Here is a 15148-nt window from a genome sequence, read left to right on the forward strand (position 1 = left end):
CAGGTTATTTGCACCACCATAGTGCATTGCATCGCTAATGGTGCATACTGGCAAAGAGCAAAACCCGCACAAACCGGCGATTTTTTCGCTTTTATAAAGTTGGCACAGTTTTCGCTTTAGTCTACACAGGGCAAAAACAGGCCATCACACAGATTCGTTCCACGACGATGACAACGATAAATCCGGGAGAGTTAAGTATGTCCGCTGAACACGTTTTGACGATGCTGAATGAGCATGAAGTGAAATTCGTAGACCTGCGTTTCACTGACACCAAGGGTAAAGAGCAACACGTCACCATCCCTGCTCATCAGGTAAATGCCGACTTCTTCGAAGAAGGTAAAATGTTTGACGGCTCCTCAATCGGTGGTTGGAAGGGCATCAACGAATCTGACATGGTCCTGATGCCAGACGCCAGCACGGCGGTTCTGGATCCGTTCTTCGAAGAATCTACCCTGATCATTCGTTGTGACATCCTCGAGCCAGGCACCATGCAGGGCTACGATCGTGACCCACGCTCAATCTCCAAGCGTGCTGAAGACTTCCTGCGCTCTTCCGGCATCGCCGATACCGTGCTGTTCGGGCCAGAACCAGAATTCTTCCTGTTTGACGACATTCGTTTCGGTAGCAGCATCCGTGGCTCTATGGTAGCTATTGATGATATCGAAGGCGCATGGAACTCCAGCACCAAACTCGAAGGCGGCAACAAAGGCCACCGTCCAGCGGTCAAAGGCGGTTACTTCCCAGTGCCACCGGTCGACTCTTCACAGGACATCCGTTCTACCATGTGTCTGACCATGGAAGAAATGGGTCTGGTAGTTGAAGCTCACCACCACGAAGTGGCTACCGCAGGTCAGAACGAAGTGGCTACCCGCTTCAACACCATGACCAAGAAAGCCGACGAAATCCAAATCTACAAATACGTGGTTCACAACGTGGCTCACGCATTTGGCAAAACCGCGACCTTCATGCCAAAACCGATGTTCGGCGATAACGGCTCAGGTATGCACTGCCACATGTCACTGTCCAAGAACGGTACCAACCTGTTCGCTGGCGACAAGTACGGCGGCCTGTCTGAAATGGCGCTGTTCTACATTGGCGGCATCATCAAACACGCTAAAGCAATCAACGCCCTGGCCAACCCGACTACCAACTCATACAAGCGTCTGGTCCCAGGCTACGAAGCGCCGGTTATGCTGGCTTACTCTGCCCGTAACCGCTCTGCGTCTATCCGTATCCCAGTGGTTGCCAGCCCGAAAGCGCGCCGTATCGAAGCTCGCTTCCCGGACCCAGCGGCTAACCCATACCTGTGCTTCGCCGCGCTGCTGATGGCTGGCCTGGATGGCGTGATCAACAAGATCCACCCTGGCGATGCCATGGATAAAAACCTGTATGACCTGCCGCCGGAAGAAGAAGCTGAGATTCCAAAAGTGGCTGGCTCACTGGATGAAGCAATGGCCGCACTGAACGAAGACCGTGAATTCCTGACCCGCGGTGGCGTATTCACCGACGACGCGATCGATGCCTACATCGAACTGCGTAAAGAAGAGATGGATCGCGTGCGCATGACGCCACACCCGGTTGAGTTCGAACTGTACTATAGCGTTTAAGTCATAGCGTTTAAGCCATACCCGCGCTGTCTGCGGATGGCGCATCGCTCGCTATTTATCTAAGCCGTTTTTTTGTTGCCGTGGAAACTTTTAGCCCATCTTCGGATGGGCTTTTTTCTCCACCGTATGTTCTGCAAAACTATTTCATACCGTGATGGTTGCGGATGGAGTAGGATGGATGCACTAAAAAGGTGCAGGAGACTGCTGTATGGCAACCGGCAAGCTGCCCGATGCTGGGCAGATCCTCAATTCTCTCATCAACAGCATTTTGCTGTTGGATGACACACTGGCGATCCACTACGCCAACCCGGCGGCACAACAGCTGCTGGCACAGAGTTCTCGTAAACTTTTCGGTACACCGCTGCCCGATTTACTCGGTTATTTTTCGCTGAATATCGATCTGATGCGCGAAAGCCTGCATGCCGGCCAGGGCTTTACCGATAATGAAGTTACCCTGGTAGTCGACAGCCGTGCCCATATCCTCTCCCTGACCGCTCAGGCGCTGCCAGAAGGCTTTATTCTGCTTGAGCTGGCCCCAATGGACAATCAGCGTCGCCTCAGCCAGGAGCAGTTACAGCACGCCCAACAGGTTGCGGCTCGCGATCTGGTGCGTGGCTTGGCCCATGAAATCAAAAATCCGCTCGGCGGTTTGCGGGGTGCCGCGCAGTTGCTGGCCAAAGCCTTGCCAGACCCTTCGCTGACGGAATACACCAAGGTGATCATCGAACAGGCCGATCGGCTGCGTAATCTGGTAGATCGCCTGCTAGGGCCACAGCGCCCCGGCCAACATATTACCCAGAGTATCCATCAGGTAGCGGAACGGGTCTTCCAACTGGTGTCGTTGGAGAAACCCGATAACGTCACGCTGGTGCGTGATTACGATCCTAGCCTGCCGGAACTGGCGCACGATCCCGATCAAATCGAGCAGGTGTTGCTCAATATCACCCGCAACGCGCTGCAGGCGCTGAGCGAAACCGGTGGCACCATCACGCTGCGCACGCGTACCGCGTTTCAGATCACCCTGCACGGTACCCGCTACCGGCTGGCGGCACGGATCGATGTTGAGGATGACGGCCCGGGCGTACCGGCCCTGTTACAAGACACTCTGTTCTACCCGATGGTCAGCGGCCGCGAAGGCGGTACCGGCCTGGGGTTATCCATCGCCCGTAATCTAATCGATCAGCATTGCGGAAAAATTGAATTCAACAGTTGGCCAGGTCACACCGAATTCTCGGTTTTCCTGCCTATTCGCCAGTGAGGTTTGTGCTATGCAACGAGGGATAGTCTGGATCGTCGATGACGATAGCTCCATCCGCTGGGTGCTCGAACGTGCGCTCACCGGAGCTGGGGTGAACAGCGTCACCTTCGACAGCGGCAATGCCGTGTTGGAAGCATTGGCCACGCAAACTCCCGACGTGCTGCTGTCAGATATCCGCATGCCGGGTATGGATGGCCTGGCGCTGCTCAAGCAGATCAAACAGCGTCACCCGATGCTCCCGGTCATCATAATGACGGCGCATTCGGATCTGGACGCGGCGGTTAGCGCCTATCAACAAGGGGCGTTCGATTACCTGCCAAAACCCTTTGATATTGATGAGGCCGTCGCGTTGGTAGAGCGTGCCATCAGCCACTATCAAGAGCAGCAGCAACCCGCTCGCAACCAACCCGCCAACGATCCCGTCGCCGATATTATTGGTGAGGCCCCGGCGATGCAGGATGTATTCCGCATTATTGGGCGCCTGTCGCGTTCCTCCATCAGCGTGCTGATCAACGGGGAGTCGGGAACAGGGAAAGAGCTGGTTGCCCATGCGCTGCATCGCCACAGCCCGCGCGTCAAATCACCATTTATCGCCCTGAACATGGCCGCGATCCCCAAAGACCTGATCGAATCTGAACTGTTCGGCCATGAGAAAGGGGCGTTTACCGGCGCTAATCAGATCCGCCAGGGCCGTTTTGAACAGGCCGACGGTGGCACGCTGTTCCTGGATGAAATCGGGGATATGCCGCTGGATGTGCAAACCCGCTTGCTGCGGGTGTTGGCGGACGGCCAGTTCTATCGCGTGGGAGGCTATGCGCCGGTGAAGGTAGACGTGCGTATCATTGCCGCTACCCACCAGAACCTGGAGTTGCGCGTCCAGGAGGGCAAATTCCGTGAGGATCTGTTCCACCGCCTGAACGTGATCCGCGTACATCTGCCGCCGCTGCGCGAACGCCGTGAGGATATTCCACGCCTGGCGCGCTATTTCCTACAGGTGGCCGCGAAAGAGTTGGGTGTGGAGGCGAAGAACCTGCATCCGGAAACCGAAACCGCCCTCACTCGCCTGCCGTGGCCGGGCAACGTACGCCAGTTGGAAAACACCTGCCGCTGGCTGACCGTGATGGCCGCCGGACAAGAAGTGCTGATCCAGGATCTGCCCTCGGAACTGTTTGAAACTGCCGCGCCGCAAGCCAGTAGCCACGGCTTACCGGACAGTTGGGCCACGTTGTTGGCACAGTGGGCCGACCGCGCGTTACGTTCCGGTCATCAAAACCTGTTGTCCGAAGCTCAGCCGGAAATGGAGCGCACCTTGCTCACTACCGCGCTACGGCATACCCAGGGGCACAAGCAGGAAGCTGCCCGGCTGCTGGGATGGGGCCGGAATACCCTAACCCGTAAGCTGAAAGAATTAGGGATGGAGTAAGTAATACCCCTCACCCTAACCCTCTCCCAAAGGGAGAGGGGACCGAACGTGCTACAAATTACCCCTGCGCTCAACTGCTACATTGTTCTTGAGAAGTGCCACAGAATAACTCCATACCTGATATCAACTCCGTACCAGCTCCCTCTCCCTGTGGGAGAGGGTTGGGGTAAGGGGAAATTGATGATTAAAAATACAATCCAGCGCACAAAAAACCAGCGATTTAAGGCTTTTACCGGATATGCGGCAGCAGTATGATCGAAACGCAAACTCAGGAGGCTTTTGATGCTGGATACACTCATCGTCTTTCTTACCCAAGGCGCAGACGTCGGCTCTGCCGTCAGCCATTCACCGCAGGCGGCCGTTGCCACGGTGTTGTGCGCCGCACTGATAAATTTCTTCAGTTAACAGGGCACAGCACGCTGCGCCTCTACACATCCGCCGTGGTGTTGCGCGTCAGATAACCCGGGAGAACTGTTGGGCGCGGGCCTGTTTACGCAGGTAGATATCGAAGCACATGCAGATATTGCGGATCAGCAAGCGCCCACGAGGCGTGACGCGGATGCCTTGCTCATCGCGCTCCACCAGCCCGTCACGTTCGAACGGTGCCAGCAATTCCAGATCGGCGGCAAAGTAATCCGCAAATGCAATACCGTATTGCTGCTCAATCGGTTGATAAGCCAGCTGGAAATTACAGATCAGCGTCTTGATCACATCACGGCGCAGGCAGTCATCTTCCGTCATCGCCAGGCCACGCCACAGGGCGTTCCCCTGCTCTTCCACATTAGCGTAATACACCTTCAGCTCTTTCTGGTTCTGCGCGTAGCTGTCACCCAGCATGCTGATGGCGGAAACCCCTAGGCCCAGCAGATCGCTGTCCCCTTGGGTGGTATACCCCTGGAAATTGCGGTGCAACTTGCCTTCGCGCTGGGCAATGGCCAGCTCATCGTTCGGCCGGGCAAAATGGTCCATGCCGATAAACTGATAGCCCGACTCCGTCAGCGAAGCGATGGTTTGCTGCAGAATATCGAGTTTCTGCTGGGCGCTAGGTAGATCGGCGTCCTTGATTTTACGTTGGGCAGCAAACAGGTTCGGCATATGAGCGTAGTTAAATACGCTCAGGCGATCCGGATTCAGCTCCGCCACCCGCTGCAGCGTGAAGGCAAAACTTTCTGGCGTCTGCTTCGGCAGGCCGTAAATCAGATCGATATTGGTCGAGTTGAAGCCTAGCGCTTTAGCCCGGGCGATCAGGGCAAAAATGAACTCTTCATCCTGCTCGCGGTTAACCAGACGCTGCACTTCTTTATTGAAGTCCTGCACCCCCATGCTAAGGCGGTTGAAGCCTTCGGCACGCAGGTGGTCCAGCACGTCCAGCTCGATTTCACGCGGGTCAACTTCGATCGACATCTCCATTTCTGGCTGGAAATCAAAGTGCTGGCGTAGCATGGCGACCAAGCGGCTGATTTGCTGCTTATCGAGATAGGTTGGCGTACCGCCGCCCCAATGCAGTTGGCTGACCTTACGGCCGGCAAACAAGGGGGCACGAGCGATGATTTCACGCTCCAGCACGGCCAGGTATTCATCGGCCTTGTGAGTCTGGCGTGTGACCAGCTTATTGCAGCCGCAGAAATAGCAGAGCTTATGACAGAAGGGAATATGGACATACAGCGACAGTGGGCGCTCAGGGTAGCGCGTAGCCGCGCGTTGGAACGCAGCTTCGTCGTAGCCCTGGTTAAACTCCAGCGCGGTGGGGTATGAAGTATAACGCGGGCCTGAATAGTTATATTTTTGGATCAGGGCCAAATCCCAGACAATGGTCTGTTCTGACATGCTTGCTCACTCCTTCCGATATTTTTTCCTACCGGGCCGGGAAATGGGCAGTTGTCTACGCTGTCTGGCCGCGGAAGCGCTGCGAAAACGCGTTTTGCGCTTCGACAGCCGCCACAGTTTACCGAATAACCACAGTAGATAACATGTCAACAGTAGGGCTATTGCCGGGATCAGCCACATAACCGCTTAAAATACGTCTTTCGGGTTACCGCCTTTCAGCAGTTTCAGAATGTCTTCCTGCTTCTCTTCCGGCTCTTCGTCGTCTTCATCACCCAGTTCGATGCCTAACTGCTCCATCAGCGCATCGATACGATCCAGGGTTTGATCGACGTAAGCCTGATCTTCCGCGCTCAGCTTGGCGCCCTCATCCAGGCGATCCAGCAAGGCATCCAGACGCTCATCGTTTTCCAGCTTGGTCAGTTCTTCTTCTGGCGTGAGGCGCGGTTTTTCTGCCTTCGGTTTTGGCTGCGGCTTGGTCGCCTTCACTTTAGCGTCAACCACCAGCGCAACCGGCACTTTACTGCCGAGACGAGGATCTTTGGGTTGCGCACCGGTTTTATTTTTCTGGTTGGCAGACTCAACCTGGGTACGTGAACCGGAAGCCAGGCCACGGCGCTTTTTCAGACGCTTGCGCTCGCGCGCTTCCTGATCGAGCTCCACACGACTTTTCTTTTTACTTTTTGACGTCGCCGCGCTGCTGCGTGGGCCGCGAGGTGCTTTTGATGGCTGGTTCATGGCTTTTACTCTTAGGTATGTAGATCCAGTATAGAATTGCTATACGGTTGCGGCGGAATCTAGCAGAAAGCAGACAAAGAAAAAAGGCGGCAGGTTAAAACCTGCCGCCTATTTCGCACCTTCACTCGAAGGATATTCCTGCTCCGCGCTCCATGCGCACACTCAACATCCCGGTTTTTCCATCTGCGATAACCGCGCTCCCTGCTACTACGTCTTTCATCCTGAAAGAAAAAATCATCCGTGCTGCGATCCGTTCGCTTCCACTCTTCCTGAGTGCGCTTCCCGCGGGCGTCCTGATTGCAGTCACTTCATCATCCGTGTACTATTCGTGCGCTCCGGCACCAATAGTTTCAATTCCATCTGCCATCATCCTGGTACTCATTACACTGCCTGTGCATTCCCTGAGATTTTTCACCCTTCCTGGATGTTCCTGTTTCCTTGGCCTCCTGCCTTGCAACCTACTTTACGCTTTTATGGGATGTGCTCAAGATACCTACAGGCGGCTTACGGCGATCTTTTACTTAACGAAATTACAACATACTGTTTTATAACAAATAAAATATTTACAGCTTTCGAATAAAGCGACATTACCCCCAATTCGAATGGTCAATGTCTCACACGGCAGGCGACCTTTTGCCACAAAGACTCTGTGGTTAAAACGCTTAAAAACCGAGAAACACACCCTTTTAGCGCTGATGCAGTTATAATCGCCCACCAGATAGCCATCCTCACGGAGACGAAAAATTTTGACCAGCAAGAACTACAATTACCATGTGACCCATTTCGTCACCAGTGCGCCCGATATTCGCCACCTGCCGGGGGATGAAGGTATTGAAGTTGCGTTCGCCGGCCGCTCCAACGCCGGGAAGTCCAGCGCACTGAATACCCTGACCAATCAGAAAGGCCTGGCACGTACCAGTAAAACGCCGGGGCGTACCCAGCTGATTAACCTGTTCGAGGTCGAAGAAGGCATTCGCCTGGTTGACCTGCCAGGCTATGGCTATGCCGAAGTGCCGGAAGAGATGAAGAAGAAATGGCAGCGAGCGCTGGGTGAATACCTGCAAATGCGTAACTGCCTGAAAGGCCTGGTGGTGCTGATGGATATCCGTCATCCGCTTAAAGACCTGGACCAACAGATGATCCAGTGGGCCGTCGACGTTGGCACGCCAGTGCTGGTCCTGCTGACCAAGGCCGATAAGCTGGCCTCTGGTGCTCGCAAGGCGCAGCTCAATATGGTGCGTGAGGCCGTGCTGCCATTTATGGGTGACATTCAGGTAGAAGCCTTCTCGTCACCGAAAAAGATCGGTGTCGATAAACTGAGCCAGAAGTTGAATACCTGGTTTAACGAGATCCCACCGGAAGTGCTGCCGGAAGACGATATCGGCGGGGAATGATACCCGCTGCGGGTATTTCGTAGGGGCGCCGCATGCTACGCCCAATGAGCCGATGCTGAGACATCGGCTTTTTTACGCCCGATATCACACCGCACGAGGCCACATTTCGTTATCTAATTACAATTTTGACTAAAAACCATCACAAAAACTTATGGCAGATGTTGCGCTGTCAGGAGATAAATGCAGATAAATCAGCCAAGGGAACGGCGGGAGAGAGAAAGGTGAGGATAACTAAAATCGATGGTTTTGACGTTGTTTTTACAATAAAAAACGCCCCAGTCAATACTGACTGGGGCGGCTAAATATTCAGCCAAATCCGATTACGTGAAGTAAAAGGTCTGAAAGATAGAACATCTTACCTCTGTACCCTACGCCTGTAACTCTACATCATTTTTTCACGCTGCAAAAGAATTTTTTGTAGTTTACTTACACGATCCGGGCACTAACAACGCCAATTTAGTCGAAACAATCGCCGAAGGATGTTGCTCAGTTACCAAAAATGCTTAGGTTTTCGCCAGTTAGCGAAAACTAGCCATAACACATCACCCAGGGTAATCAGTGAGCCTCATCCCAGTTTTTACCTACGCCGATATCCACCCGCAGCGGAACAGCCAACTGCATGCTGTTTTCCATCAACTCATGAATGCGCAGGCTGGCCTCTTCGATGGCCGACTCGTGGATTTCAAACACCAGTTCATCGTGTACCTGCATGATCATGCGCACCAGAGGCTTCTCAGGCCCTTGCAGCCAGGCATCCACCTCAATCATCGCACGTTTGATGATATCCGCAGCAGTGCCCTGCATAGGGGCGTTAATCGCCGCTCTCTCGGCCGCCTTGCGACGCATACCGTTACTGGAGCGAACGTCCGGCAGATACAACCGGCGGCCATCCAGCGTGCTGACGTAGCCCTGCTCGGCAGCCTGCTGACGGGTGCGTTCCATATACTCCAACACGCCAGGGTAGCGCTCGAAGTACAGATCCATATAACGCTGCGCTTCGCCGCGCGGGATCCCCAACTGGCGAGCCAAACCGAATGCGCTCATGCCATAGATCAGGCCAAAGTTAATCGCCTTGGCACTGCGACGCTGTTCGTTGGTGACCTTCTCCAACGCCAGACCAAAGACTTCTGCCGCCGTTGCCCGGTGTATGTCCTTACCTTCAGCAAACGCCTTGAGCAAGCCTTCGTCCTGCGATAAATGGGCCATGATGCGCAGTTCAATCTGCGAATAGTCCGCAGCGACAATACGGTAGCCCTCAGGCGCAATAAATGCCTGACGGATACGGCGCCCTTCATCGTTACGTACCGGGATGTTTTGCAGGTTTGGATCGCTGGATGACAGGCGACCAGTGGCGGTGACCGCCTGGTGATAAGAAGTATGCACCCGCCCGCTTACCGGGTTGATCATCAACGGCAGTTTGTCGGTATAGGTGGTTTTCAGCTTCGCCAGGCCACGGTATTCCAGGATCACTTTCGGCAACGGATAATCCAGCGCCAACTCGGCCAGCACTTCCTCATTGGTTGAAGGAGCACCGCCAGGGGTCTTTTTCAGCACCGGCAGCTTTTGCTTTTCATACAAAATGGCCTGCAATTGCTTGGTCGAGGCCAGATTAAACGGCTCTTCTGCCAGTTCATGGGCCTGCACTTCAAGCTCGCCAAGGCGCTTGGTCAACTCAATGGAGTGAGCAGCGAGGATGTTAGGATCGATCAGCACCCCGGTGCGTTCGATATGGGAAAGCACCGGTAACAGCGGCATTTCAATCTCATTGAATACCGTCAGCAGGCCTTCACTCTCTTTCAACTGCGGCCACATCGCCAAATGCAGCTGTAGCGTAACGTCGGCATCTTCTGCCGCATAAGGGCCCGCCTCTTCAAGAGCGATCTGGTTGAAGGTTAACTGTTTTTTGCCTTTGCCCGCGATCTCTTCGAAGGTAATGGTTTTATGGCCCAGGTAGCGATCGGCCAGGCTATCCATATCGTGACGGCCACTGACGCTGTCGAGCACGTAGGACTCCAGCATGGTGTCGTAGGCGATACCGCGTAGATCGATGTCATAGCGCGCCAGCAGGCTCTTATCAAACTTCAGGTTCTGCCCCACCTTCAACGCCTTCTCGTCTTCCAGCAGCGGCTTCAGGGTGGCCAGCACGTGGTTACGATCCAGCTGTGGGGGAGCATCCAGATAATCGTGTGCAACCGGCAGATACGCCGCCACGCCTGGCTCAATGGCGAAGGACAGGCCGATCAGGTTGGCCGTCAGGGTATCCAGGCCGTCAGTTTCGGTATCGAAGGCGAAAACTTCGGCCTGTTTCAGGCGCTGCATCCAATCGGCGAAGGTTTCCTCATCCAGAATGGTGACATAGCCTTCCTGCGACAGGGTAGGCTCTGCAGCAGCTCTTGGTGCTTCTGCCGTTGCGGCTGGCTTGGCCGCCGCGCTGGCCTTACGGCCTGACCCTTTGTTTTCTAACCAGGTCCCCGCTTCAACATCGGCCATCCAGCGTTTGAACTCGTAGCGCTTAAACAGTGACTGCAGTTGATCGACATCCGGTGGGGTCACTTCCAGCTCACTGCATTTCAGATCCAGTTCAACATCGGTTTTGATCGTCGCCAGTTTGTAAGAGAGGTAGGCCACCTCTTTATTCTGCTCCAGCTTGGCCGCCATGGTCTTGGCACCGCGGAAACTTAGCGTGGCAATGCTATCCAGATTGGCATAGAGCTGATCCAGGCCCCCTAACCCTTGCAACAGCGCCTGGGCCGTTTTCTCACCCACCCCAGGTACGCCAGGGATGTTATCTGAGGAATCCCCCATCAGCGCCAGGAAATCGATGATCAGTTCAGGAGGGATGCCGTATTTATCACAGACCTCCTGCGGGCCGAGAATGGTGTTGTTCATGGTATTGATCAGGGTGACATTCGGCGTCACCAACTGAGCCATGTCTTTGTCGCCGGTGCTGATCAAAACGGCATGACCCGCTTTTTCTGCCTCTAGCGCCAGGGTGCCGATCACGTCATCAGCCTCTACGCCGGGTGTAACCAGCAGCGGTAAGCCCATGGCTTTAACCATCTGATGCAGCGGTTCGATCTGCGCTCGCAAATCGTCCGGCATCGGTGGCCGATGTGATTTATATTCGGCAAACAGCTCGTCACGGAAGGTCTTCCCTTTGGCATCAAACACCACCGCCACATGGCTGGGAGTATACTGCAGCAGCAGGCTGCGCAGCATGTTCAGCACACCGTACATCGCTCCCGTCGGCTCACCGACCGAGTTTGTCAGCGGTGGGAAGGCATGGTAGGCGCGGTAAAGGTAAGAGGAACCATCCACCAGGATTAATGGGTTTTCTGCAATCTGGGCCATAACGTTTCTTTTTCGTGAAAAGGACTGGGGTAAGCATGCCATAGCTAGCCGCTGGTGACGAACCTTAGCGTGCAATATGGCCAAATTAGATGAGATCCTGTGAAGCGATCCGCAAGATCCTGCCTGTGGATAACTTTGTGCATAGTTTAGCAACTGAATTATAACGAAGATAATATCGTTATAATGGGAAATAAAATTCCTAGATAAATCACACTGTTGAAAGAGGGAGTGGGCGATTTTACTATTTATCGTGTTTTCGGTAATTTGTGGATATAACTGGGGCCGGAGTTTAATCGCACGTTTAATCAATTTAGGCACCTCAATGACCATAGCACAAGATTGAAAATCTGCACGCCAACGGCAAACAACTGGCAATTTCTACCCGGTTAAGATCGCTTACTTTTAGCCGCATATTCTTGGCCGGGATTCTGTTAAAATATTTTTTTGTTGGTACGTACTGACGTATCTAACTATGTTTCCTTCAACCGTCAGCACTAAACCCATGCCAAAGTTGCTAGCCCCTGTTATTTTTATCTTTTCTGCGCTGCTTGCCATTGGCGTAACGATGCTGTGCTCCATTCCCATTGTTTTGGCCGGTATCATTAAGCTTTTGATCCCCATACCCGCGGTTTGGCGATACATTTCAGCCTTTGCTGACCTGATGATGTGGTGCTGGTGCCAATGCCTGGCGGTATTGTTACGAATTAACCCCCGCTTGCAATGGGATATTCAAGGGCTGCACGGGCTGGAGAAAAAGAATTGGTATTTGCTGATCAGCAACCATGAAAGTTGGTCGGACATTGTGGTGCTGTGTGTGTTATTCCGTCACCATATACCTATGAATAAGTACTTCCTGAAACAGCAACTGGCCTGGATCCCCTTCGTCGGCCTTGCCTGCTGGGCGCTGGATATGCCCTTTATGAAGCGCTACTCGCGGGCCTACCTGCACAGACATCCGGAGAAAAGCGGGCAGGATATCGAAACCACACGGCGTTCCTGCGAGAAGTTTCGCCTGCGCCCGACCACCATCGTCAATTTCGTTGAGGGCTCTCGTTTCACCGAGGCCAAGAAAATTAAAAGCCGCTCACCCTATCGCAATTTGCTCGCCCCCAAAGCTGCCGGGATCGCCTTTACGCTTAGCGCGCTTGGTCAGCAATTTGATAAGATCCTGAATGTCACCTTATGCTATCCGGATAACCGTGAACATCCCTTTAGGGATATGTTGTGTGGCCGTTTGCAAAGGGTTGTCGTCAGGATTGAATGCCTGCCGATTGATGGATCGCTGCATGGGGATTACTTCAATGACAAACTGTTTAAACGTAAATTCCAGATTTGGCTGAATACGTTGTGGCAGGAAAAAGATGGTTTGCTTGACAGGCTCAAGCGTTAATAAGTTAAAAAAAACGCCGGGTTAACCGGCGTTGATTTCTTGCTACGGGTTACTTTTGTTCGGTCAGGAACTTAACGACATCAGCAAATTGCTTGACGTAAACGTCCATGCTGCTGGTATCCAGGCCATCATTTTTCACCATGTATTTGCCGTTAACAAATACCGCTGGCACACCACGCAGTTGCAAATCTTCTGCTGCTTTCTCTTGCTGAGCCACCAGAGATTTCACCACGAAGCTGTTTAAAGCCGCGTCATAGTCTTCACCTGCTACGCCAGCATTGACGAATACCTTGCGGATATCGTCAGGCGTTTGCACGGTTTGAGTTTTCTGAATCGCTTCAAACATTGGCTGAGTAATTTTGTCTTCTACACCCAGAGCCATGGCAACTGCCCAAGCTTGAGTTAATTGCTTACCCAATGGCCCCAGGAATTCCACATGGTACTTGGTCATCTTGGTGCCTTCAGGCAGCGCTTTTTTTACCGCATCAGAGATATGGTAAGTCTCTTCAAACTGGTAGCAGTGCGGGCAGTAGAAAGAGAAGAATTCCAGCACCTGTGGTTCGCCAGTTACCGGCTTATCCAAAGTGATGTATTGCGTACCGTCACTGAATTGCGCAGCGGAGGCACTGAATGCCATCACCATACCAACGAGTGCCAACCAAATTTTTTTCATAACACTAAACTCTCCATTATGTTAACGCTTCAATACATTGGCATGAGCTGCAGAGGAGGTTCCTGCAACAGCTTAACCTGTTCAGTAAATGCCGCAGTCTGAGATAACCAGAAATCAGACTCCGCCATCCACGGGAAACTTTTTGGAAACGCGGGATCCTGCCAACGGCGTGCTACCCATGCCAGGTAATACACCATGCGCATGGCCCGCAAGGGTTCGATCAACGCCAGCTCGCGCTGATCAAATTCGGCAAATTCGCCATAGGCCTCCAGCAGGATATCCAGCTGCATCAGCCGATCGCGACGTTCGCCATGTAACAACATCCACAAATCCTGTATTGCTGGCCCGTTGCGTGCATCGTCAAGATCGACGAACAGCGGACCATCACGCCACAAGATATTGCCTGGGTGGCAGTCGCCATGCAAACGCAGCGGTTGCCAATCCAGCTGCCAGTGCGGTTTGATAGCGTCAATCAGCGTATCCGTAGCCCGCAGGAAAATCTCGCGCTGGGCCTTGGGGACTAAATCACAGCTGGCCAGAACCTGCCGTGGCTCCGTGAGATACTCTTCAATGCCAATGGTCGGCCGCTCGGTAAACAGGCTTTCGCTACCCACCTGGTGGATACGGCCAAGAAAACGCCCGACCCACTCCAGCTGTTCCAGATTATCGATCTCATACTGGCGGCCACCGACGCTCGGAAATACGGTAAAGAAAAAGCCTGCATGGGTGTGCAGCGTATTTCCCTGTAATACCAGTGGCGCGACCGCCGGGATTTCGTTGTGCGATAAATCCAGCGCGAACCGATGCTCTTCACCGATTTGCTCTGCACTCCAGCGTTCTGGGCGATAAAATTTCACCACGTAACGCTGACGATCTTCATCCATAAACTGGTAAACGCGGTTTTCATAGCTGTTGAGCGCCGTCAGCCCAGAATCAACACGCAAACCTATCCCTTCCAGCGCATCCATAATCAGATCGGGAGAAAGGGTTTCAAAATTAAATGCAGAGTTGTTCATAACAACCGTTCAGTTCGCCAGATGACAACAGCGTGCCAAGAATAAGAATGAGTAGCACTAATCACCGCCACTGATGACCGCACCGTATGAATGCTAATCTTTTATCACGCCACGGGCACGCAGCAGCGCCGTTTTAAAATCGTCTTCGTAGTCTTTCTTCAAGCCTGGGATCTGTTCTGTGCCCGCACTGCCGCGCATTTTCAGGTGATAGATCAAGATGTCATCGCTCAGATCGCCTAACTCACCCTGAAAACCCGCTTCCTGCGCCAGCTTTTGCAGAAACTGAATCAGGTTGAGATCGGGATCCTGCTGCCAGGCCGGCTGCAAAAGCTCAATCAGTTCGTTTACGCGATGCGTTTTCATATCAAAATATCATCCAGTGAAGTGATAAACCCACAAAGTATCAGGCTTGACTACGTAGTGAAAGAACCAGCGTGTCAATAAAGGTAAATCATGATGTCTGAGCAGGTTTAG

General features: G+C 53.3%; 13 protein-coding genes. 6 read left to right on the forward strand and 7 right to left on the reverse strand.

The window, feature by feature from the left end; genetic code table 11:
* The first annotated feature begins 197 nt into the window (after positions 1 to 197).
* From glnA to WN53_RS28590, 4 genes are all read left to right on the forward strand, one after another.
* Entirely contained in the window at positions 198 to 1607 is a 1410-nt protein-coding gene (glnA, locus tag WN53_RS07560; RefSeq protein ID WP_024482962.1) for a glutamate--ammonia ligase, read from the forward strand.
* Between the two features lie 208 nt (positions 1608 to 1815).
* The gene (gene glnL, locus WN53_RS07565) at positions 1816 to 2865 is read left to right on the forward strand and encodes a nitrogen regulation protein NR(II) (protein WP_024482963.1); all 1050 of its coding nucleotides are present in this window, start codon (positions 1816 to 1818) and stop codon (positions 2863 to 2865) included.
* Positions 2866 to 2875: 10 nt separating this feature from the next.
* Positions 2876 to 4288, forward strand: coding sequence for a nitrogen regulation protein NR(I) (gene glnG / locus WN53_RS07570; RefSeq protein WP_024482964.1), 1413 nt, complete (start codon positions 2876 to 2878; stop codon positions 4286 to 4288).
* Between the two features lie 282 nt (positions 4289 to 4570).
* Entirely contained in the window at positions 4571 to 4693 is a 123-nt protein-coding gene (locus tag WN53_RS28590) for a YshB family small membrane protein (RefSeq protein ID WP_137751101.1), read from the forward strand.
* 48 nt (positions 4694 to 4741) lie between these two features.
* Here WN53_RS28590 and hemN read toward each other — a convergent pair whose 3' ends face one another.
* Positions 4742 to 6115 carry an oxygen-independent coproporphyrinogen III oxidase gene (gene hemN, locus WN53_RS07575; protein ID WP_024482965.1) on the reverse strand — a complete coding sequence of 458 codons (1374 nt, stop codon included), beginning with the start codon at positions 6113 to 6115 and terminating at the stop codon, positions 4742 to 4744.
* 186 nt (positions 6116 to 6301) lie between these two features.
* Positions 6302 to 6850 carry a Der GTPase-activating protein YihI gene (gene yihI, locus WN53_RS07580; protein WP_024482966.1) on the reverse strand — a complete coding sequence of 183 codons (549 nt, stop codon included), beginning with the start codon at positions 6848 to 6850 and terminating at the stop codon, positions 6302 to 6304.
* Positions 6851 to 7596: 746 nt separating this feature from the next.
* Here yihI and yihA point away from each other — a divergent pair.
* On the forward strand, positions 7597 to 8244 hold the full coding sequence (gene yihA, locus WN53_RS07590; RefSeq protein WP_024482967.1) for a ribosome biogenesis GTP-binding protein YihA/YsxC: 648 nt from the start codon (positions 7597 to 7599) through the stop codon (positions 8242 to 8244).
* A 306-nt stretch (positions 8245 to 8550) separates the two neighbouring features.
* Here yihA and spfP read toward each other — a convergent pair whose 3' ends face one another.
* Together spfP and polA are read right to left on the reverse strand one after the other, a co-directional pair.
* Positions 8551 to 8598 carry a small protein SpfP gene (gene spfP, locus WN53_RS29200; protein ID WP_071892919.1) on the reverse strand — a complete coding sequence of 16 codons (48 nt, stop codon included), beginning with the start codon at positions 8596 to 8598 and terminating at the stop codon, positions 8551 to 8553.
* A gap of 201 nt (positions 8599 to 8799) precedes the next feature.
* On the reverse strand, positions 8800 to 11595 hold the full coding sequence (polA, locus tag WN53_RS07595; RefSeq protein WP_024482968.1) for a DNA polymerase I: 2796 nt from the start codon (positions 11593 to 11595) through the stop codon (positions 8800 to 8802).
* A gap of 502 nt (positions 11596 to 12097) precedes the next feature.
* Here polA and WN53_RS07600 point away from each other — a divergent pair.
* Complete coding sequence (locus WN53_RS07600; RefSeq protein WP_024482969.1) at positions 12098 to 12985, forward strand: acyltransferase; 888 nt, start codon at positions 12098 to 12100, stop codon at positions 12983 to 12985.
* Positions 12986 to 13034: 49 nt separating this feature from the next.
* Here the strand turns inward: WN53_RS07600 and dsbA are convergent, their stop codons facing one another.
* The 3 genes from dsbA to WN53_RS07615 form a co-directional block, all read right to left on the reverse strand.
* A complete protein-coding gene (gene dsbA, locus WN53_RS07605) occupies positions 13035 to 13658 on the reverse strand; it encodes a thiol:disulfide interchange protein DsbA (protein WP_024482970.1) in 624 nt (207 codons plus the stop codon).
* 29 nt (positions 13659 to 13687) lie between these two features.
* Entirely contained in the window at positions 13688 to 14674 is a 987-nt protein-coding gene (locus tag WN53_RS07610) for a serine/threonine protein kinase (protein ID WP_024482971.1), read from the reverse strand.
* Positions 14675 to 14767: 93 nt separating this feature from the next.
* Positions 14768 to 15037: a YihD family protein gene (locus WN53_RS07615; RefSeq protein WP_024482972.1), complete on the reverse strand. Its 270-nt coding sequence runs from the start codon at positions 15035 to 15037 to the stop codon at positions 14768 to 14770.
* Positions 15038 to 15148 lie beyond the last annotated feature (111 nt).

The organism is Serratia fonticola (assembly GCF_001006005.1).
Lineage (GTDB): Bacteria > Pseudomonadota > Gammaproteobacteria > Enterobacterales > Enterobacteriaceae > Chania > Chania fonticola.

Excerpts from the sequence above, each read along its gene's own strand:
- glnA (WP_024482962.1), top strand. The coding sequence starts at position 198 with ATGTCCGCTGAACACGTTTTGACGATGCTGAATGAGCATGAAGTGAAA.
- glnL (WP_024482963.1), top strand. The coding sequence starts at position 1,816 with ATGGCAACCGGCAAGCTGCCCGATGCTGGGCAGATCCTCAATTCTCTC.
- glnG (WP_024482964.1), top strand. The coding sequence starts at position 2,876 with ATGCAACGAGGGATAGTCTGGATCGTCGATGACGATAGCTCCATCCGC.
- WN53_RS28590 (WP_137751101.1), top strand. The coding sequence starts at position 4,571 with ATGCTGGATACACTCATCGTCTTTCTTACCCAAGGCGCAGACGTCGGC.
- hemN (WP_024482965.1), bottom strand. The coding sequence starts at position 6,115 with ATGTCAGAACAGACCATTGTCTGGGATTTGGCCCTGATCCAAAAATAT.
- yihI (WP_024482966.1), bottom strand. The coding sequence starts at position 6,850 with ATGAACCAGCCATCAAAAGCACCTCGCGGCCCACGCAGCAGCGCGGCG.
- polA (WP_024482968.1), bottom strand. The coding sequence starts at position 11,595 with ATGGCCCAGATTGCAGAAAACCCATTAATCCTGGTGGATGGTTCCTCT.
- WN53_RS07600 (WP_024482969.1), top strand. The coding sequence starts at position 12,098 with ATGCCAAAGTTGCTAGCCCCTGTTATTTTTATCTTTTCTGCGCTGCTT.
- dsbA (WP_024482970.1), bottom strand. The coding sequence starts at position 13,658 with ATGAAAAAAATTTGGTTGGCACTCGTTGGTATGGTGATGGCATTCAGT.
- WN53_RS07610 (WP_024482971.1), bottom strand. The coding sequence starts at position 14,674 with ATGAACAACTCTGCATTTAATTTTGAAACCCTTTCTCCCGATCTGATT.
- WN53_RS07615 (WP_024482972.1), bottom strand. The coding sequence starts at position 15,037 with ATGAAAACGCATCGCGTAAACGAACTGATTGAGCTTTTGCAGCCGGCC.